A 20,329-nucleotide genomic window follows, 5' to 3' on the forward strand; every position below is an offset into this window, starting at 1 on the left:
CAATCTATTTTACTGGGGTTATCACTGCATTCTCAGATTTTAGCTCTTTTTTACTTTCCTGTACTACAGCTTTCTCTTTTTCTTCAGAAGCCGGAGGTGTAACCGGTACTGTTGGCGCTGTTGCTCCTCTAGGATTATCTAGTGTTCTGGTATCTTTAAGATCCCATTCTTCTCTTGTTTCCCATAATGCCTTTATCAAAGCTTTTTTATAGAAAACATAGGCATCCTCTGCGAAGGTTTCAGTGGAGAAGTCCGCTTCCCCCCAATACTTATCGTTATTATTATCCACTAATATTCTAACAACATATTCCTCAGGTTTCAGGAAATCAAATTTTACTTTATCTCCTTTTGTATATTTTTGATACACTACTTTATCTGAAGAATCCAGCAACTGAATCCAATAGTTAGATACAGGTGCATTGGACAACGTAAATTCCAGGCTTCCAATCTGATCTATTTTCTCAACAGTAAAGTCAAAACGTTTAGATTGGGAGTTCTTTGCATAGAAAGAAGAAACTGTTTCTTTAGGAATTGTAAGCTGATAATCTTTCCCACTGATAAAGTCAGAATTCACCTGAATCTGGTAAGGATTGGTCTCTGAAATTTTAGCCGTAAATGGCAGAGTATTCAAAGAATCTCCTTTAACAGCTAGTTTCCACTTTGAAGCATCAATTTTATCTATAAGGTAATTGGATGAAATTTTAAAATCGGATTTCGGAGCTAATGAACCACCTCCATTATCACTGGAGACATCCATTGCATTTTTCTTGTTGTATTTATAGAATAGAGAAGCTGAATACACCGTATCTTTTTTGGGCCCAATATTATGGCTAAACAACAATTTTTCATTGGTTTCCTGTCCTATATTATTCTTCACTGCATCAAACCAGATTCTAACGGAGTCTGATTTCGGTGTGTGTGTTACTTTAATATCTTTAAGCTTATCATTGAGCGACTGAACTTTCACCTCATCCGGATGGCCTTCAAATGTCATAAGAACCCCACCGGTAATCTCCTTCATTTCTAAATATTTCAAAGGCTTCTTTGATGGATAAACACTTAAATTTAAGCCCGAAATTGATTTTTCAACATCAATTACTTCTTTTTTAAATCCTATCTTTTCTTTTCCAGGATCATACACAGAGTTTCCGTTTTCATCTTCGAAAGCAATAACTTTATATTTTCCCAGAGAAAGGTAATTAAGCTCATAATATCCGTCATCATCTACCTTGGTAATATAATATGGCTTTTGCTTGTAATTCATGGTATCTTTTACCTGATACAATCCAACCACCAATTTATTTTCATTAGTACCGGTTTTCTTCTTAATCTGCATGGCATCTTTTACTTCACCACTAACGTACAGATCATCCAGCTTATCTCCTGTAGAGAACGCGAAATTAAAATAACGAAGAATATTAGACTCATTATTATCCGCAATGGAATTTCCAAAATTGAAATTATAAGTAGTATTGGCCTGAAGTGTATCCGTCCATTGGATAAGAACAAATTTATTCGCAATATTCGATGGAAGAATTCGCTTGATATTCTTGATAGGCGGAGAAATGATAAGATTTTTATTGATATCCTTTAAGGTCACATATTCATCAAAATCCAGACGGAGTTCCCGGATATCTCTTTTGACGTTGATCCTTGTTGTATCAATATTTGAACTTAAAAATTTTGGGGCCAGTGTATCTTTTGGACCTCCAACAGGAGATCCTACCCTTGCACAAGAGTGTACAAGAAAACAGATAACGAATAATAAAAGAAACCTTTTCATGAAAATGTTTAAGCAAAAGTAAACATTATTCTCCAAAAACTTCATGTCCGCTATTCAAACTATCTTTACTATCGTTCATTACGGTCTGAAGTTTTTCCTGCTGTAAAGGGAAATTTTCAAATAATCCGGACAATGCAAGTGCTGTATAAACTTTGCCTGAATATTTGTTTCCGATGGCTACAATAGTCACTTTAGATTTTAAAAGATGGGCAAATACAGAGTTGGTTCCGTGCCACCATCCGTTGTGATAGGTTAGTTTTTCACCGTTATCGAAGATTTTCATTCTAAAGCCAAGACCATAATTATTCATTCCCGCTTTTTCATTGCTGTACGGCGTAAATACCATCTGCATCAGTTCCGGCTTCAGGAAATCTTTTGAGAACATTGCTTTTGAGAAGTTATATAAATCTCTTGGTGTAGTATAAACGTTTTTATCTCCATAAATTAAATCCAGACGGTCTAAAGGATATAACTTATTAGCGCCGTAATAGAAAGACTGTGAAGCTGTTGGGATATCTTTTTCCTGAAAAATGTAAGTATTAGTCATTTTCAATGGTGTAAAAACCATTTCTTTCATTGCCTGCGGAAAAGGAGTTTTGGTTACTTTTTCAATCAGCAAAGCCAACAGGGCAAAGTTTGTATTGCAATACATAAATCCGGTATCGGTATCTCTTGCCAGGTCCGGTTTATATTTGATAATCATATTCAATACATCCTGATTCGTAATAAACGGCTTCGACAGTTCTGCCGGGGCAGGTTGTATTTTGGTAATAAAGTATTCGTATTTCGGCAGTCCGCTTCTTTGATCCAATAAAGTCTGAACGGTTACATTCGGATAAGGAAATCCCGGAAAGAATTGGGTAAGATGGTCGGTAAGTTTTATTTTTCCGGCTTCTATAAGCTTCATCATGGCCATTGCCGTTAATGTTTTTGAAACCGAAGCTACGTGTAATGGTGTATTTTTATCAATTGGCATCTGATTGCCTTCTCTACCAAAACCTCTGTAGTTTTCGTATAAAATTTCGTCCCCTTTAGCCACTAAAATTCCGCCACTAAGATCTCCGCCTTCCCATATTTTTTTATAGTACTGATCTATATAACCTGTTATAGATTCTTTATTAGAAAGCAGTCCGTCTTCTTTGGTAAAAACATGGCTTAAGTCCACACTTCCATAATTGGGAAGGTTGGTGGTATTTTCAGCTGAAACTGCTTTGGATTCAGATTTATTTTTACAAGAAAAAAGGGATAAAACAACAGTTACAGTAAGTACTAAATTACGCATCTTCATAAGATTCAAAAATGAGCGGCAATTTAATAAAAGTCGAAAATAAATTGTAAATATGAGGACACATTATGAATAATTTAACATAATGAGAGAAAAACAAAAAAAGAAAATCATGAAAACGGATAAAACAAAAAAGCTGAGAAAGTATCTTCTATATCATTACTTCCTCAGCCTTCTTTGTTATCTCTTTTACTTATTGCTTAACCATGTGAGGCAACAATCTTATCTACAATAAACTGCGCTAATTTTTCTTTACTCTGGTGCGTCCAGCCTGCAATATGCGGAGTTACCATTGCTTTTTCGGATTCTAATAGATATTTCAGGTCTTCATTCTCCGTTTCAAGATGTTCAAAAGAGGACTTTTCGTATTCCAATACATCGAGACAAGCTCCTTTTACTTTTCCGGATTTCAATGCTTCTACTAAACTTTTAGTTTCTACATTTTTCCCTCTTGCTGTATTCACAAAATAAAAGTCGTTTTTCATCTCAGAAATGAATTCTCCATCAATAAGATAATGGGTTTCAGAAGTTAGAGGAATATGCAGGCTCAATACTTCTGCAGACTTTTTCAGTTCATCCAATGTAACCTGAGTGGCACATTCATCAGAAAGGCTGGGAAGAATATCATGGAAGATCACTTTACATCCAAAACCTGAAAGTCTTTTAGCTGTAGCTTTCCCCATATTTCCATAGCCTATCAAACCAACAGTTTTTCCCAGCAATTCATCACCCCTGTTTTCTTCACGCTTCCATATACCGTTCTTCACTTCCTGAGAAGCAATGAAAAGCCTGTTCATCAGCACCAACAGCATCCCAACAACATGTTCAGCTACTGAATCTCTGTTTCCCTCCGGAGAATTGATTAATTGAATACCAAGTTTTTCAGCCACAGGAATATCAATATTTTCCATCCCCGCCCCTACCCTGGCTATAAACTTCAGGTTTTGTGCCTGTTCAAGAAAGTTTTTATCCAAGGGAATACGGCTTCTGATGATGATACCATCATAGTTGTTGATTTTATCACAAACCTCATCATAAGTGGAAGTAAAATCTTCTTCCAAAATAAAGTTTTTAGCTAAAAGCTGCTCAGTGATAAGGGGATGATTTTTATCTAAAAGGAGAATTTTCATAGATCGGGTTTAAACACAAATGACACGAATTGATTTCACAAATAACACCATTATCATTTTTCAGACAAAAGCAATTGTAATTTTACTAAACACATATAAAAATAAAATGCTTTTAATTTGGGAGTTCCAGTATTAAAAGCATTTCAAAGTTTTTATTTTTTATCCTTCTTAGAAGCTTGTGGCTCCTCTGGTTCCTGGAATAATTTCTTAAGCTCTACAGATTCCAAAGGTTTCATTCTTCCGGAAAGAATTAATGAAAGTTCTTTTCTACGGAATGCAGCTGCATATCTTTCTTTTTCATCTTCTGTTTCCGGAACCATATCTGGGATTGGAATCGGACGGTTAAATTCATCTACTGCAACGAAGGTATAAATCCCTGAATTGGTATGAATTTTTTTCTGATTAATCGGATCATCAGACCATACATCCACATAAACCTCCATAGAAGTTGAGAATGCTCTGGAGACTTTAGATTCTAGTACTACAACTCCTCCTTCAGGAATCGGATGATTGAATGAAACGTGGTTTACAGAGGCTGTTACAACTCTTCTTTCACAGTGTCTTGCTGCAGAAATGGAAGCACATCTGTCCATTTTTGCTAAAAGTTCACCACCAAAAAGGTTTCTTAGAGAGTTTGTTTCGTTCGGAAGAACGATATTGGTCATAATAGTCAGAGATTCTGACGCTGTTTTTATTTTTGCCATTTATTCTTAGTGTTTTTTGGAGCAACCGGAACTGTTTTAATAGTTTTTCCGGAAGTTTTTACCAATGAATCTTTCTTCAGGGAATCTGAAACAGCTGTTTGAGGAGCATGTACCATTACTTTCACCGTGTCTTTTACAATTCGGTGGGTAGAAGTCTGTACAGACACTTTATTAAAGGATTTCTTTCCAAAGAGCAGTTCCTTTTGGGTAAATGCAAAGTATACAATACCGAGAATCGGAATAATCAACAGGAAGAACCAAAGAATGGTCTTCTTGAATTTATAATCTTTTTCACTGTTCTCTGAAGTGCTTACTTTTTCGCCATTATTAATATCGGAGAATCTGATCTCTTCTAATCCGAAAAAATCCGGACGTCCTGCCTCTACTCTTTTCCCTTTGAAATGAGTATGTCCTTCTTCAGTAAAGATCGTTCCCAGATTTTGAATTTCAAGAACCTGTTCTGCCTGAAGCTTTTTCTTCCAAAAATCAGTCTGTATCTTCAGATCACTTCTGGAAGCCTCTACAGACATCTGTTTTTCTTTAGCAATAAAAACGGTAAGGTCTTCAGCCTGTACTTCATAGTCAATTGTAAATTCAATCTGACTTGCAGGAGGCAGGATACTTCCGTTTTCCGAATTGATAATTGCCTTAGAATTTTTCAGAGAAAACACCCCAAAGCCTGGAACTATGACAGTTCCAAATTGTTTTAAATATTCTAAAATGTATGCTGAAATATTCATTTGGTGGCAAATTTATAACTTTTTCATGACTTTTTGAAGATATTTAACGCATATAAAAAAAGACTGCCAAAGCAGCCTTTTGAGTATTTCATATTAAAATAGGTTCACTGTTCATTATCCCTAATCTCTTTTAAGATAAATTGGCAATTCACTTATTTACAGCCTTTACTTTCTTTCCAGCTATTGAATTTTCCAGCTGATCCCAAACATAAAGTTGGTTCCTGCTTGGGCAAAGTATAATGGACTGCCATCTTCATTAACAGAGCCATTATTCACGTATTTTTTATTGAACAGATTATTCACCAATAGTTTTAAAGCAATATCATTGCGACCGATCTTGAACTGATACTGTGCATTAAAATCTGTCAGTAAGTAGTCTTTAAGCTCTAAATTTTTATCTTCCGTGTTATCCAGATACTGTTTTCCAACATATTGATTCATTAAAGCAAACTGGAAATTTTTATTTGGATTAAACCTTACTCCTACATTAGCAATCATATTTGGAGAAAACGAGATTTGAGTATTCCCAAGGCTTACCGGTGATGTCCCAACTTCTATATTAAAATCCTGATTTCTGTTCTGGCTTACAGTCAGGTTTCCGGAAACTTCCCATTGTTTTGAAAGTTTTGCCAAAGCTCCAACCTCTACCCCACGTCTGTAACTTTTCCCTGAATTGGTTCTGATAAATGCTCCAACACTGTTAAGCTGACCATTCAGAACCAGTTGATTCACATAATACATGTAATAAACATTCGCCGTTAAAGATAAAAATCCAAACTGTTTCTCAAAACCAGCTTCAAAGTCATGAAGTTTTTCAGGCTTTACATCATTATTTGCCATGATATCTGCTCTGTTGGGTTCTCTTTGAGCATGTGCATAAGACAGGAATATTTTCCCGTCATTGATTTTATAATTCACACCCGCTTTTGGATTAAAGAACAGCCAGTTTTTGTCCAGATCAGCACCATCATCATCTCCTGCCATGATGATCTTTGTATTGTAATTGATGCTTCTAAGCTGTAGATCACCAAAGAATTCAAAATTATCCATTCTGTATAAAGCCTTTGCAAACCCAGAGACTTCATTCTTTATTGAACGGTTTCTATAATATTCACTTTCATTGATCTGCGGATAGAATACACCGGTAACGTTTCCGTAATGTTTTCCGTAGTACTGATTGGCAACAGCCCCAAAGTTTAAATCAAGATTTTCAAACTTACCATACAATGTAGAAACGATTCCGTAGAAATCATTATCCAACCATTTCTTTCTGATAAAATCTGATTTGGTAATGGTTTGTCCGCCTTCAATAATGTCAGGGAGATGGTATTTCGAGAAAGAACTCGCCTGTTTATAGTTTTCGTAGTATCCTTTTCCTTTGGTGTAATGGAAAGTAGTTTCAAGGTTCCAACGGTCATTGAATTTTTGCTCCCAAAGCAACTGATAATGGTTCTGTCTGTAATTATCTGTTTCGTTATCATAGAACCCTACAATGTTTCCATTGGCATCCTTAATTTTACCCGAGCTGTTGAATCTTGGATTGGTCTCCCACATTTCTCTGCTGATCCCGTTCCATGCCTGATATGTCTTTTCTTTTCCACCAAAAGCCATTAAACGCAATTTGGTTTTCCCTTCTTCAAACAAGGCTGTAAAGTTGTAAGAATGCAAATCAGAAGAAGCTCTGTCTATGTATCCGTCAGAATGAATATTCGTATATCTCCCCATTACAGAAAGACGGTTTTTCCAGAATTTTCCGGAACCTACCTCAGCTGAATATTTATAGGTATTAAAAGAACCATAGCTATCATCGGTTTTAAAGTAAAATTTCTCTTCCGGCTCTCTTGAAATCACATTGATGCTTGCTCCAAAGGCAGATACTCCATTATTGGAAGTCCCTACTCCTCTCTGAATAACAATCTGTGAAGCAGAACTTGTTAAATCCGGAACATTTACAAAAAAGGTACCCTGGCTTTCAGAATCATTATAAGGAACCCCGTTCATCATAACATTGATGGCTGTTCCGGAAACTCCACGAATTCTAAAACCTGTATATCCTACACCATTTCCGGCATCTGAAGTGGAAATGATTGAAGTTTGATTTTTCAAGAGGACAGGAAGATCCTGTCCTAAATTTTTACCATCTAAATCTTTCTGAACATTGATAATTTCCTTAGCAACAGGAAGTCTTTTCGTAAAGCTAACCGCTTCTATTTCTCTGACCTTCAGAGAATCCGTGTTTTGAGCCTGAATAAAGGCTACAGAGCCTACAGTAAGCCCTAAAAAAAATAATCCTTTCATTCTATAAATCTTTAACATTTAATGAATAAAAGGGGATCGATAAGATATTATACAAATTCAACCCTCTGTAGAGTTGATGTCCCTAAACAGCATTACCTGTTCCAGGTTCGGTGGGTATAATCTCAGCCTATTAAAGCACCCCTTTATTTCAGCTGCAAAATTACGAAAAATATATGAGATGAAGTGATGTACGAAATGTGAAATATAAAATGTAAAATAAATCAGATTACGGTATTCCTTGTCATTCCGACGAAGGAGGAATCTCTATTATAAATGAGATTCTTCATTTCACTTCTGAGCTACGTTCGCAGACCTTCAGTCTGTATTCAGAATGACAGAACAGAATAAACAACTTGTTAAGATTAATACAAAGTTGTTGATGACTCAATAGGAGTTATAAAACCTTCATGAGTAATGAGCAATCATCAATCATCACTTATAATTTTAGTATGTCTTATTATTCGCGTCAATATAATAATAGTTTTTCCCATCTTTGGTCACTTCAAACATTTTTCCAAGCTTCCAGCTGAAGTTTCTTTTAATATTTGAATATTCAAAAGGAATAATAACTTTATTATTGACATCAATAACCCCAAATTTATCGTTGTTTGAAGCAACTATCATCGGATCAGCAACATCATCACCTTCCATAATGTAGAGATACTGATATTGCGGGTAGATCTGGTATTGACGATAATCTGCAGCGTTGACGAATTTTGATTTTTCGATGATTCCGTAGAAACCATTTAAAACATAAGCCTGAAAAAGCTGTTGTTTATATTCTTCAAACTTACATTTTCCAAGATCGGAATCTTTAAACTGATATACTCTTTTCCCTGAATGGTCTACACGGTAAGAAATCATGTTCTTTTCTACTGTTGCATAATTTTTTGTCCCATATTTTCTCACTTTTTCATTCGGAGAATTAAGAAGGTTACAATCTTCATAGAAGAATACGGCAATATGATACTCCGGCTGAATAATGTATTTTCCGTTTTGATTGACATACCCGAAACTATCTCCTTTCTTTTTGGGAATCAGAAGTGGGAGATCTTTGTTGACCACTACCAGATCCGGATTATGCCTGACTACGGCATTTCTCTCTTTTTTCACGGTAGTTTTCGTAACATTTTTAATCACAGGTTTCTTCACAGATTTGGTCTGAGAGAAAACAGAAATCGAAATAAAAACGCACAAAACATTCAGGATATTTTTCATATTCATCATTTGTCTGCAATATTACGGCCAAAAATAGAAAATATCAAATTCATATTTATAAAGAATCTAAATAATTTCATTCTCATAAAATCGTAAAATTTCGTAATTTTGGGGAACATTTTGAATTGTTTAATAATTTAAAAAACTTTTTAAAAAAACGTAGATTATGCTGACCTTCTTTGGTTAATGTTGCATCACATGCGAGATCTCAAAATGTCATTAACTGTATTATACAGACCAGTAAAGAAGCAGCGAAATACTCTACCTTTAATATTGAAAGACCTTCTATTATGAATATTTATAAGGATTACATCAAAGAGATTGAAGAAAGAAAAAACCAGGGGCTTCATCCAAAGCCAATTGATGGTGCTGAATTACTAAGCGAAATCATCGCACAAATCAAAGATTCAGATAATGCAGATCGAACGGACTCTCTTAAATTTTTCATCTACAACACCCTACCGGGAACTACAAGTGCAGCTGCTGTAAAAGCTAAATTTTTAAAAGAGATCATTCTGGGTGAATCCGTAGTAGAAGAAATCTCTCAGACTTTTGCTTTCGAATTATTATCTCACATGAAAGGAGGTAAATCCATCGAAGTATTATTAGACCTAGCTTTAGGTAACGATGCTGCGATTGCTCAACAAGCTGCAGACGTTCTTAAAACTCAGGTTTTTCTTTATGAAGCGGACACTAACCGTTTAAAAGAGGCATACAACAGCGGAAATGCAATTGCTAAAGAAATTTTAGAAAGTTATGCACAAGCTGAATTCTTCACTAAGCTACCTGAAGTGGCTGAAGAAATCAAAGTAGTTACTTATATCGCTGGTGAAGGAGACATCTCTACCGATTTACTTTCTCCGGGTAACCAGGCACACTCAAGATCAGACCGTGAACTTCACGGTAAATGTATGATTACTCCTGAAGCTCAGGAAGAAATCAAAGCATTACAGGCACAACATCCTGATGCAAGCGTTATGCTTATCGCCGAAAAAGGAACAATGGGTGTAGGTTCATCCAGAATGTCAGGAGTAAACAATGTGGCTTTATGGACTGGTAAACAAGCCAGCCCTTATGTACCATTCGTAAATATCGCTCCAATCGTAGGAGGAACAAACGGTATTTCTCCAATCTTCCTTACTACAGTTGATGTTACCGGAGGTATTGGTGTTGACCTTAAGAATTGGGTGAAGAAAGTAGACGAAAACGGAAACCCTATTCGTAACGAAAATGGTGATATTGTTCTTGAAGAAGCTTATTCAGTAGCTACAGGAACTGTTTTAACTATTAATACAAAAGAAAAGAAATTATATAACGGAGATCAGGAACTTATTGACCTTGCGAAGTCTTTCACGCCACAAAAGATGGAATTCATCAAGGCTGGAGGATCTTATGCAATCGTATTCGGTAAGAAATTACAAACATTTGCTGCTCAGGTTTTAGGTGTTGAGGCTCCGGTTGTTTTTGCTCCATCAAAAGAAATTTCTCACGAAGGACAAGGTCTTACGGCAGTTGAAAAAATCTTCAACAGAAATGCTGTAGGAACTACACCAGGAAAAGTATTACATGCTGGTTCTGATGTTCGTGTACAGGTAAACATCGTTGGATCTCAGGATACGACAGGTCTTATGACTTCTCAGGAGCTTGAATCAATGGCTGCTACTGTAATTTCTCCAGTTGTTGACGGGGCTTACCAATCAGGTTGTCACACCGCTTCAGTTTGGGATAAAAAAGCTCAGGCTAACATTCCTAAGCTAATGAAATTCATGAATGATTTCGGATTAATCACAGCTCGTGACCCGAAAGGTGAATACCACTCTATGACTGACGTTATTCACAAAGTTCTTAACGATATCACTGTAGACGAGTGGGCGATCATCATTGGAGGTGACTCTCATACAAGAATGTCTAAAGGAGTTGCTTTCGGAGCTGACTCAGGAACTGTTGCTCTTGCATTAGCTACTGGTGAAGCATCCATGCCAATTCCTGAATCAGTAAAAGTAACTTTTAAAGGTGAAATGAAGCCTCACATGGATTTCCGTGATGTGGTACATGCTACTCAGGCTCAGATGTTAAAGCAATTCGGTGGAGAAAACGTATTCCAGGGAAGAATCATTGAGGTTCACATCGGAACACTTCCTGCTGACCAGGCATTCACATTTACAGACTGGACTGCTGAAATGAAGGCAAAAGCGTCTATCAACATTTCTGAAGACAATACCCTAATCGAATCATTGGAAATTGCTAAGGGCAGAATCCAGATTATGATTGACAAAGGAATGGATAACCATAACAAAGTTCTTCAGGGATTAATTGACAAAGCTAATAAGAGAATTGAAGAGATCAGATCAGGTGAAAAACCAGCTCTTACTCCAGATTCAAACGCTAAATATTACGCTGAAGTTGTTGTAGATCTTGATGTAATCGTAGAACCTATGATTGCTGATCCGGATGTAAACAATGACGATGTTTCTAAGAGATATACTCATGATACCATCAGAGATCTTTCTTACTATGGTGGTGAGAAAAAAGTAGATCTTGGTTTCGTTGGATCTTGTATGGTTCACAAAGGAGATCTTAAGATCGTTTCTCAGATGTTGAGAAACCTAGAGAAACAAAAAGGTAAAGTAGAATTCAATGCTCCACTGGTAGTAGCAGCTCCTACTTACAACATCATTGATGAGTTAAAAGCTGAAGGCGACTGGGAATTATTAGAGAAATATTCAGGTTTTGAATTTAATGACAATGCTCCAAAAGGTGAAGCTCGTACAGAATATGAAAATGTAATGTACCTTGAGCGTCCTGGATGTAACCTTTGTATGGGTAATCAGGAAAAAGCAGCTAAAGGAGATACCGTATTGGCTACTTCAACACGTCTATTCCAAGGAAGAGTGGTAGAAGATTCTGAACGTAAAAAAGGAGAATCTTTATTGGCTTCAACTCCGGTTGTTGTTCTTTCTGCCATCATCGGAAGAATTCCAAGTATTGAAGAATATAAAGCAGCTGTTGAAGGTATTGACCTTACTACTTTTGTCCCTTCTATTAAGGAATTAACAAGTACAAGTGCTCACTAACAGCATTAGCCAATAAGTCGCAAGACTATTGAAAATCATATCAGTGGAAGATTTTAGTCCTTTTGGATCTAAAATCTTCCATTTTTTGTTTAGAATCGTTCTATTTTAACTTAAATACGATTTTTTTCTGAGAAAACCGGGAAAATAGAATCTATTTTTTCTTAAATTGAAAGTTATAAAATCTTTTGATTTTAGAATCAAAACTACCCTATTTATGGATTATAGGAACATTTTTTGATGTATAAAAAACGATTTTTCTCTTTCAAAATATAAGAGAAAGAAACATTAACGAACAAAACTAAATACGATATGACTTTTGATATTGATATGATCAAAAAAGTGTACGAGCGTTACCCTGAGAGAATTGCTGCGGCAAGACAAATCGTGGGAAAACCTCTTACCCTTTCAGAAAAAATTCTTTACACCCACCTTTGGGAAGGAAATGCTACACAAGCATATGAAAGAGGAAACTCTTATGTAGATTTTGCACCAGACAGAGTAGCCATGCAGGATGCAACAGCACAAATGGCGCTTTTACAGTTCATGCAAGCTGGAAAAACTAAAGTAGCTGTTCCTTCAACAGCTCACGCAGATCACCTGATCCAGGCGAAAGTAGGTGCTGATAAAGATTTACAGGAAGGTATCAACAAAAACTCCGAGGTGTTCAACTTCTTAAGTTCTGTATGTGATAAATATGGAATCGGATTCTGGAAGCCTGGAGCAGGTATCATCCACCAGGTTGTATTGGAAAATTATGCTTTCCCCGGAGGAATGATGATTGGAACCGACTCTCACACCGTAAACGCCGGCGGACTAGGAATGGTTGCTATTGGTGTAGGTGGTGCTGATGCAGTAGATGTAATGGCAGGAATGGCGTGGGAGCTTAAAATGCCTAAACTTATCGGGGTTAAATTAACCGGTAAAATGAATGGATGGACTTCTGCTAAAGATGTCATCTTAAAAGTAGCGGGAATTCTTACCGTAAAAGGAGGTACAGGATGTATCGTAGAATATTTCGGTGAAGGGGCAGAATCTCTTTCTGCAACGGGTAAAGGTACCATTTGTAATATGGGGGCTGAAATCGGAGCTACAACGTCTACTTTCGGATATGATGACTCTATGAGAAGATATCTTTCTGCTACAGGAAGACAAGATGTGGTAGATGCAGCAGATAAAATTGCTGAACATTTAACAGGGGATGCTGAAGTATACGCAAACCCGGAACAATATTTCGATCAATTAATTGAAATTAACCTTTCTGAACTTACTCCACACTTAAACGGACCTTTCACTCCGGACTTGGCAACTCCAGTTGCTGAATTCAAAGCTAAAGCTGAGGCTAACGGATGGCCATTGGAAGTTGAATGGGCGCTTATCGGTTCTTGTACCAACTCTTCTTATGAAGATTTATCAAGAGCGGCTTCCATCGTAGAAGATGCTGTATCCAAAGGAGTAAAACCTAAAGCAATTTTAGGGATTAACCCAGGTTCTGAGCAGGTGAAATTCACTGCGGAAAGAGATGGCTTCTTAGATTCATTCAGAAAATTTGAAAACGCAAGAATCTTTACCAACGCTTGTGGACCATGTATTGGACAATGGGACAGAGAAGGTGCTGAAAAAGGAGAGAAAAACTCGATTATTCACTCTTTCAACAGAAACTTTGCAAAAAGAGCTGATGGTAACCCCAATACCCATGCATTTGTAGCTTCTCCTGAAATGGTAGCGGCTGTGGCAATCTCAGGTAGATTAGACTTCAACCCGATTACTGATACTTTAACTAACGAAGCTGGTGAGCAGGTAAAACTTAACGAACCTAATGGTTTCGAACTTCCTGCAAAAGGTTTTGCTGTAGATGACAATGGCTACCAGGCACCATCTGCAGATGGATCCGGTGTTGTGGTTAATGTAAGCCCTACTTCAGACAGACTTCAGCTATTAGAGGAATTCCCGGCTTGGGATGGTAAAAATATTACAGGAGCGAAAGTATTAATCAAAGCCTTCGGAAAATGTACTACTGACCACATTTCTATGGCTGGACCATGGTTGAAATACAGAGGTCACTTAGACAATATTTCAAACAATATGCTGATTGGTGCTGTAAATGCTTACAACATGGAAACCAACCACGTTAAAAATGAATTAACGGGTGAATATGGAGAAGTTCCTGCTGTACAAAGAGCTTACAAGGCTGCAGGTGTTCCAACCATTGTTGTAGGAGACCAAAACTATGGTGAAGGTTCTTCAAGAGAGCACGCTGCCATGGAACCTAGACACCTTGGTGTAAAAGCTGTATTGGTAAAATCATTCGCAAGAATTCACGAAACAAACCTTAAAAAACAAGGGATGTTGGGAATTACTTTCGCTAATGAGGCTGATTATGATAAAATCCTGGAAGATGACACGGTTAACTTCTTAGACCTTGACCAGTTTGCTCCAGGAAAACAATTGACTTTAGAATTTGTTCACAAAGACGGAACTAAAGACATCATCATGGCCAACCATACTTATAACGACCAACAAATTGATTGGTTTAAGGCTGGTTCTGCATTGAACCTGATTAAACAACAAGAGAAATAAGAATTAATTGTTAGATCGATTAATTATAAAAGCCGGCTTCTATGGAAGCCGGCTTTTATGTTTTATAATTCCTAATCTGTATTCTAATGGCTTTAATCAAAACCTAAAAAATCTGCTCAATCTCCAAAATCGTGAGAATAAACTTTTTAAAATCTCATGCTGATTTTGCTGATTACACAGATCGTGGATGAAGAATTAGTTCTAAACCTTATAGGTTTGAATAGCTATCCTATTCTATTTCAATCTCTCTAGTAGATTAGATCTATAACTATCTCCGATTGGAATTTCCTGTTCTAATAACATCAGCTTTTTAGCTCCAATACTTTTGATTTTATCCAGATTAATGATAAAAGACTTATGAATCCTTACAAACCTATCAGAAAGCTGATTTTCCATAGATTTAAGCGTATCCAGAACGATATATTCTTCTCCGGCAGTTCGGATATTCACATAATCTTTAATACTTTCAATATAAAGGATCTCATTAAAGTTGATGCGATGCTGCTGCCCTGAAGACTTAACGAAGAAATGAGTATCTTCTTCCTGAAAAGAAAATCGTTCCTGAGCCTTCATGGCACTTTTCAGAAATCTTTCAAAGGATACTGGTTTCAGGAGATAATCAACAATATTATGTTCATATCCTTCCAATGCATATTCTGAATAAGCCGTTGTTAGAATATACTTTTGCTTAGCGCCTACAATTTTCATAAAATTGATTCCGGTAAGCTCCGGCATCTGAATGTCCAGAAAAATCAGGTCTGAATCATTATTCTGAATATACTCCAGTGCCTCAATGGGGTTTTCTGTGGAAAAAACAAGCTCAAGAAAAGGAATTTTCTGTACATACTGTTCAAGAAGTGAAATGGCCAGAGGCTCGTCATCAACGATGATACATTTGATTTTATTCATCCTTCAAATCAATTTTTAAATCTACAACAAATTCTGTTTCGGAGTCTTTTATACTCAACTCATGTTTAGGATATAATATTTCCAGTCTTTTTTTCACATTCTGAATACCAATTCCTGAACCTAAATCTTTCATCTTATCTTTTTTAAAGTTTAAAAGATAAAAATGCAATATCTTATTCTCCTCAGAAATTTGCAGTTCAAATCCTTTACCTCGAAGATCCCCATGTTTAAAAGCATTTTCAACAAATGGCACCAAAAGCATCGGTGAAATATTCAGATGAGGATGCTGAATATTTTTTTCAACAAGAATCAATTCCGGATTTCTGAGTCTCAGTTTTTCCAGCTCAACTAAACTGTCGATATACCCAATCTCTTTATCCAAGGAAATAAAATCTTCTTCCAGGTCTTTTGTACTGTACCTCAATAATTGCCCGAGTTCCTCAATGGCAGGCAATGCCTTATCAGATTTTTGGTATACTAATGAGTAAATATTATTTAAAGAGTTAAAGATAAAATGAGGATTGATCTGTGTTTTTAAAGCCTGAAGCTCAGCGCTTTTTTTAGTCTCAATCAGTTCTGCGTTTTCTTTTTCTGCATTTACAAAATAGTTAAAAAACCAAAAAGTAGTACTCACAAAAATAGTAGTACTGCTATGAAATATATTATCAAAAAAATAAAGCCCAAAGCTGGTTCCCATACCATAATTTCTAAATCCAAAGAAAGTCGGCATAAATAACTGTTCTATAAAATATCTAACGATTACGAAACAACTTACACTAAGCAAAAATGCAATTACCGATTTATAGAACTTATGAATATCGAAAAATTTGGGGACTACAAATAAATAATTTAAATAAAAGCATACGAAGCTTGTGATAAAAAAGGTGATCTTAAAAATTGGATATTTTGGTGCACTTTCATATACAAAATCGGGAATAACTACTGAACCGATAAAGTAGATCAACCAATAGAAGATATGTAAATAAATTAGACTTTTCCTTTTCATACAACAAAAATATGAATTTAATAAGCTGTAAGACAGCTGTTTCCGATAAACCCCAGATTTTATCCGATGAAAATATTTTAATCTATAGAATCAAGAGCTTTACCAAATAGCTGTTTTATAAGGTTTTTAATGAAAATATCTTTGAACCGCTAAAAAAAGCACTATGAAAAAAATAGTAATATCAACTGCGTTATTATCATATGTATTTACATTTGCCCAAGCGCAGGATACCCTAAAAGTAAAAAAGATAGAGACCATAACCGTTGAAGGGAAAAAGAAACTGCTTGTAGAACGAAAAGTTGACCGGTTGATTTACAATATATCCAGCTCCGTAGCATCACAAGGAGTAGATGGGGTTGAGGCTCTAAGCAGTACTCCACTAATTAAGGTGGATGAAAATTCAGGGATTTCCATTGTAGGAAAAAGCGGGGTAGCTATTATGGTCAATGAAAGAATGCTGAACCTTTCCGGAAGTGAGCTTATGAATTACCTGAAAAGCCTCCGGTCCGAAAATATTGAAAAGATAGAGGTTATTACTACTCCTCCAGCAAAATATGAGGCTCAGGGGAACAGCGGACTGATCAATATTGTTTTGAAAAAAAATCAGAATCTCGGCTGGAGCGGAAGCCTTACCACAAGCTTAAGACAGACTACTTATCCAGGAGTTTCCAATAGTACTGCAATAAACTATCAGAGCGAAAAACTAAGTTCTTCACTGAAGCTAAGACAATATAATCTTGTTAAACGCTCTTATGAAAACTATACGGTTTCCGGAGCTGACGGATCGAAAAGCAATAGTGTCCGAAAAGATTTCAGTGATGGATTAGGAGCCAATCTGAGTATGGAGTATCGTCTAAGTTCACAATCTACTATCGGTTTTATTTATGATTATGGCTCAGGACATTCTAATATGAACATTAATAGTACCACTGATTATTTTCAGAATGGGAATTACACCAATACCCTCTTAACGTATGCAGAACATCGTTCAGAGAGTATACAGCAGACAATAAGCGCCTATTATGATCTTAAATTTGGAAAACGAGACAATAAATTCAGTATTACAGGTAATTATTTTTCCGATGCTCCGAAAAATACTATAGATTTTACCACCACAGATAATTCGGGCAGCAATTCTATAGTAAGAACTCCTTCAGAGATCAACTATAAAATATATTCCGCTCAGGCCGATCTTATCCTGCCTTTTGAGTTTGTAAAAACTGAAACAGGTATAAAATTTACCAATTTTGATAATAATTCGGATGTAAAATACCAGAATCTTACCAATGGTAATTATATGACAGATCCTACAAGGAGTAATATTTTTGAATATAATGAAAAAAATTATGCGGCCTATCTAAGTTTAGATAAAAAATTCGGAGAGAAATGGTCTGTAAAAGCAGGGCTCCGCTATGAATATTCTGTAGTGAACGGAAATTCCGTTTCTTCCGGTCAGAACACGGAAAATTCTTACGGAAAATTATTTCCCACAGCGTACATCACCTATAAGCAGAATGAAAACAATACGTTCAGTTTTAATTATTCGAAAAGGATCAAAAGGCCGGACTTCAGAGCAATCAATCCGTACCGATGGTATACTAATGCAAATTCATACTTTTCGGGAAATCCATTAATGAGCCCTTCTTTCAATCATAATTTCGAGCTGGCTTACATTTATAAAGGCAAATTATCTGCTACTGCTTATTTCCAGAGAGAAGTAAATGTTTTTAGACAGTTTACAACACTGCAGGGGGAAAACAGTGTAAGTACCTATCAGAATATGTATAACCAGAATAACATAGGGGTTTCTTTGAATTATTCCGACACTTTTTTCAGGTTGTGGGAAGTCAATTATTCGGCCAATTTTGCTTATATGAAAACACAGGTTTTTGCCACGGATGTGGCTTCCAGAAAAGGAAGTAACTCCGATTTCGACATTCAGAATAATTTTTCCCTTAACAAAGATAAGACGGTTCAGTTTTTCCTGAATTATTTATTTAGTTTGCCTTCAAACTATAGCAATGTACGCTCCTCTTATATTGCGAATTTTACTGCAGGATTTAAGCTTAATCTGATGGACAAAAATCTTCTGATCAATGCCTCTGTTGCCGATATATTCAGACAGTCCAAAGGCAAGGGAACACTTTATTATACAAATTCTACTCATTATATCGATCATTATTGGGATGCACGAAGACTTAATCTAAGTGTAACGTATACCTTCGGAAACAAAAAAGTAAAAGAGACAGACCACCATGTAAAGTTTGATGAGAAAAACAGAGCCCAATAGTTTAATTCTCTCGTTAAACATTAAAATAAACCCATAAAATATGAACTTGCAACAAAAAGTTAGACCCCTTTTCATCTCTTCTGTAGAGTATGATTTTATAGAGTTCTCTTCATTACAAGATGAAAAGATGCTCTAAAAGAAACTCATATTGCAGAGGAATATAAATACCAGTGAAGCCTCGCAAAATTTGCGAGGCTTCAATTTAAATCCATATTTATTTTACAGAAAATATTAGTGAATGTCTACCTTATGTTCCGGCTTATTCTTTTCCGGATTCTTTGGCAATATAACTGTTAAAATACCATTTTCATAGAGCGCAGAAACCTGATCATCGAAAACCTTGTCAGTCAGCTGAAATCGACGCTCAAATGAGCCTGCATAAAACTCCTGATAAATCAACTTAGAATCTGTACTTTCTCCTTCATTAGTGTAAGATATAGTAAGAACCTGATCTTTAATTATCACTTTAAAGAGGTTTTTCTGTAATCCTGCAGCATAGAGCTGTACGGTAAAGTTATCCTCATTTTCTGTGATATTCACAGGTTTATAGTTGTAGATTTTTCTATCAAACATTTCTTTTAGAGGATGGTGAGTTCCCATAAAATGCTCTTTGAACTTTTTGCCGAAGCTACTTCTTTCAAATGAGCCGCATTGACTTCGTTTTCCGAATGGTTCTTGTGTATTATTGTGTTGTGTATACATAATTTAATTATTTGATATGTGTTGTTTTTATTAATAAGGATTTCCTTTTATTATTCATTACTGAATCGGAATAATGGCTAAATTTTCTTTACGAGTTTGTGAATAAACTGCTTCTTGCGGTTTCGGAACGTTATTATAGTAAGGAAGAAATTCTCTTTTACCGTTACCATATCCCATTTGTCTTTCACGTTTTTTTCCTATCATCTTTGCTACGAAGGTTCCAATTCCGGCTAATACCAATACTGCAAATAATAATTTAAAAATCATTGATAAGATAAACATTGCTATACCTACCAATACCGTTACTCCTAATAATTTTGGCAGAATAAATTTCATTTTATTGTTCATTTTGTTCATTGTTAAATATTAATTTCTTTATTACTGTAAGATGGAGAAGATCCGGATTTACTTTTTTATCATCAGTCCTTTACCTTCTCACCCGCTTACATAATACAAGACGAAAACAAGTTTAGTTTTACTTCATTTTTTTTATGTTAAAGATCTATAAGAATTATTTTTCACTAGTCAATCTATGGCTGGCAGCCTTTTTTCAAATAAAATACAGGTTCTAAATCTTAACATTTTGTAACAAAATTTCTTTTTTAGCGTCTAA

14 protein-coding genes are annotated in these 20,329 nt (G+C 35.8%); 3 read left to right on the top strand and 11 right to left on the bottom strand.

Annotated features, from left to right (window positions below):
* Nucleotides 1–4: 4 nt before the first annotated feature.
* The 7 genes from J2772_RS16615 to J2772_RS16645 all read right to left on the bottom strand — a co-directional run bounded on the left by J2772_RS16615 (nt 5) and on the right by J2772_RS16645 (nt 9,158).
* The gene (locus J2772_RS16615; RefSeq protein ID WP_209918660.1) at nt 5–1,783 is read right to left on the bottom strand and encodes an Ig-like domain-containing protein; all 1,779 of its coding nucleotides are present in this window, start codon (nt 1,781–1,783) and stop codon (nt 5–7) included.
* Between the two features lie 25 nt (nt 1,784–1,808).
* Entirely contained in the window at nt 1,809–3,071 is a 1,263-nt protein-coding gene (locus J2772_RS16620; RefSeq protein WP_209918662.1) for a serine hydrolase domain-containing protein, read from the bottom strand.
* 197 nt (nt 3,072–3,268) lie between these two features.
* Nucleotides 3,269–4,198 (bottom strand): 2-hydroxyacid dehydrogenase, encoded by a 930-nt coding sequence (locus J2772_RS16625; RefSeq protein WP_209918664.1) that lies wholly within the window; start codon nt 4,196–4,198, stop codon nt 3,269–3,271.
* A gap of 152 nt (nt 4,199–4,350) precedes the next feature.
* Nucleotides 4,351–4,902, bottom strand: coding sequence for an acyl-CoA thioesterase (locus J2772_RS16630; RefSeq protein WP_209918666.1), 552 nt, complete (start codon nt 4,900–4,902; stop codon nt 4,351–4,353).
* Nucleotides 4,890–5,642, bottom strand: a complete 753-nt coding sequence (locus tag J2772_RS16635; protein WP_209918668.1) for a hypothetical protein — start codon at nt 5,640–5,642, stop codon at nt 4,890–4,892. The genes J2772_RS16630 and J2772_RS16635 overlap by 13 nt, the downstream gene beginning before the upstream one ends.
* A 180-nt stretch (nt 5,643–5,822) precedes the next feature.
* Nucleotides 5,823–7,940 (bottom strand): TonB-dependent receptor, encoded by a 2,118-nt coding sequence (locus J2772_RS16640; protein WP_209918677.1) that lies wholly within the window; start codon nt 7,938–7,940, stop codon nt 5,823–5,825.
* Between the two features lie 444 nt (nt 7,941–8,384).
* A complete protein-coding gene (locus tag J2772_RS16645) occupies nt 8,385–9,158 on the bottom strand; it encodes a WG repeat-containing protein (RefSeq protein ID WP_245365247.1) in 774 nt (257 codons plus the stop codon).
* A gap of 290 nt (nt 9,159–9,448) precedes the next feature.
* Between J2772_RS16645 and J2772_RS16650 the strand changes: the two genes are divergently transcribed.
* Together J2772_RS16650 and J2772_RS16655 are read left to right on the top strand one after the other, a co-directional pair.
* Nucleotides 9,449–12,232: a bifunctional aconitate hydratase 2/2-methylisocitrate dehydratase gene (locus tag J2772_RS16650; protein ID WP_209918680.1), complete on the top strand. Its 2,784-nt coding sequence runs from the start codon at nt 9,449–9,451 to the stop codon at nt 12,230–12,232.
* Nucleotides 12,233–12,541: 309 nt separating this feature from the next.
* The gene (locus J2772_RS16655) at nt 12,542–14,809 is read left to right on the top strand and encodes an aconitate hydratase (RefSeq protein WP_209918682.1); all 2,268 of its coding nucleotides are present in this window, start codon (nt 12,542–12,544) and stop codon (nt 14,807–14,809) included.
* Between the two features lie 234 nt (nt 14,810–15,043).
* Here J2772_RS16655 and J2772_RS16660 read toward each other — a convergent pair whose 3' ends face one another.
* Complete coding sequence (locus tag J2772_RS16660) at nt 15,044–15,718, bottom strand: LytR/AlgR family response regulator transcription factor (protein WP_209918685.1); 675 nt, start codon at nt 15,716–15,718, stop codon at nt 15,044–15,046.
* Nucleotides 15,711–16,448 carry a sensor histidine kinase gene (locus tag J2772_RS16665; RefSeq protein ID WP_245365248.1) on the bottom strand — a complete coding sequence of 246 codons (738 nt, stop codon included), beginning with the start codon at nt 16,446–16,448 and terminating at the stop codon, nt 15,711–15,713. The genes J2772_RS16660 and J2772_RS16665 overlap by 8 nt, the downstream gene beginning before the upstream one ends.
* A gap of 439 nt (nt 16,449–16,887) precedes the next feature.
* Between J2772_RS16665 and J2772_RS16670 the strand changes: the two genes are divergently transcribed.
* Nucleotides 16,888–19,014, top strand: a complete 2,127-nt coding sequence (locus J2772_RS16670) for an outer membrane beta-barrel family protein (RefSeq protein ID WP_209918689.1) — start codon at nt 16,888–16,890, stop codon at nt 19,012–19,014.
* Between the two features lie 231 nt (nt 19,015–19,245).
* Here J2772_RS16670 and J2772_RS16675 read toward each other — a convergent pair whose 3' ends face one another.
* Nucleotides 19,246–19,716, bottom strand: a complete 471-nt coding sequence (locus J2772_RS16675; protein WP_209918690.1) for an Hsp20/alpha crystallin family protein — start codon at nt 19,714–19,716, stop codon at nt 19,246–19,248.
* Between the two features lie 57 nt (nt 19,717–19,773).
* Nucleotides 19,774–20,052, bottom strand: a complete 279-nt coding sequence (locus J2772_RS16680; RefSeq protein WP_209918692.1) for a hypothetical protein — start codon at nt 20,050–20,052, stop codon at nt 19,774–19,776.
* Between the last annotated feature and the right edge of the window lie 277 nt (nt 20,053–20,329).

Source organism: Chryseobacterium jejuense (genome assembly GCF_017877355.1).
GTDB classification, from domain to species: Bacteria; Bacteroidota; Bacteroidia; order Flavobacteriales; family Weeksellaceae; genus Chryseobacterium; species Chryseobacterium jejuense_A.

What these genes read in the sequence shown, in the direction of transcription:
- J2772_RS16680 (WP_209918692.1), bottom strand. Translation starts at nt 20,052, where the DNA reads ATGAAATTTATTCTGCCAAAATTATTAGGAGTAACGGTATTGGTAGGT.
- J2772_RS16615 (WP_209918660.1), bottom strand. Translation starts at nt 1,783, where the DNA reads ATGAAAAGGTTTCTTTTATTATTCGTTATCTGTTTTCTTGTACACTCT.
- J2772_RS16675 (WP_209918690.1), bottom strand. Translation starts at nt 19,716, where the DNA reads ATGTATACACAACACAATAATACACAAGAACCATTCGGAAAACGAAGT.
- J2772_RS16625 (WP_209918664.1), bottom strand. Translation starts at nt 4,198, where the DNA reads ATGAAAATTCTCCTTTTAGATAAAAATCATCCCCTTATCACTGAGCAG.
- J2772_RS16655 (WP_209918682.1), top strand. Translation starts at nt 12,542, where the DNA reads ATGACTTTTGATATTGATATGATCAAAAAAGTGTACGAGCGTTACCCT.
- J2772_RS16640 (WP_209918677.1), bottom strand. Translation starts at nt 7,940, where the DNA reads ATGAAAGGATTATTTTTTTTAGGGCTTACTGTAGGCTCTGTAGCCTTT.
- J2772_RS16670 (WP_209918689.1), top strand. Translation starts at nt 16,888, where the DNA reads ATGAAAAAAATAGTAATATCAACTGCGTTATTATCATATGTATTTACA.
- J2772_RS16630 (WP_209918666.1), bottom strand. Translation starts at nt 4,902, where the DNA reads ATGGCAAAAATAAAAACAGCGTCAGAATCTCTGACTATTATGACCAAT.
- J2772_RS16665 (WP_245365248.1), bottom strand. Translation starts at nt 16,448, where the DNA reads ATGCCGACTTTCTTTGGATTTAGAAATTATGGTATGGGAACCAGCTTT.
- J2772_RS16620 (WP_209918662.1), bottom strand. Translation starts at nt 3,071, where the DNA reads ATGAAGATGCGTAATTTAGTACTTACTGTAACTGTTGTTTTATCCCTT.
- J2772_RS16635 (WP_209918668.1), bottom strand. Translation starts at nt 5,642, where the DNA reads ATGAATATTTCAGCATACATTTTAGAATATTTAAAACAATTTGGAACT.
- J2772_RS16660 (WP_209918685.1), bottom strand. Translation starts at nt 15,718, where the DNA reads ATGAATAAAATCAAATGTATCATCGTTGATGACGAGCCTCTGGCCATT.
- J2772_RS16650 (WP_209918680.1), top strand. Translation starts at nt 9,449, where the DNA reads ATGAATATTTATAAGGATTACATCAAAGAGATTGAAGAAAGAAAAAAC.
- J2772_RS16645 (WP_245365247.1), bottom strand. Translation starts at nt 9,158, where the DNA reads ATGAAAAATATCCTGAATGTTTTGTGCGTTTTTATTTCGATTTCTGTT.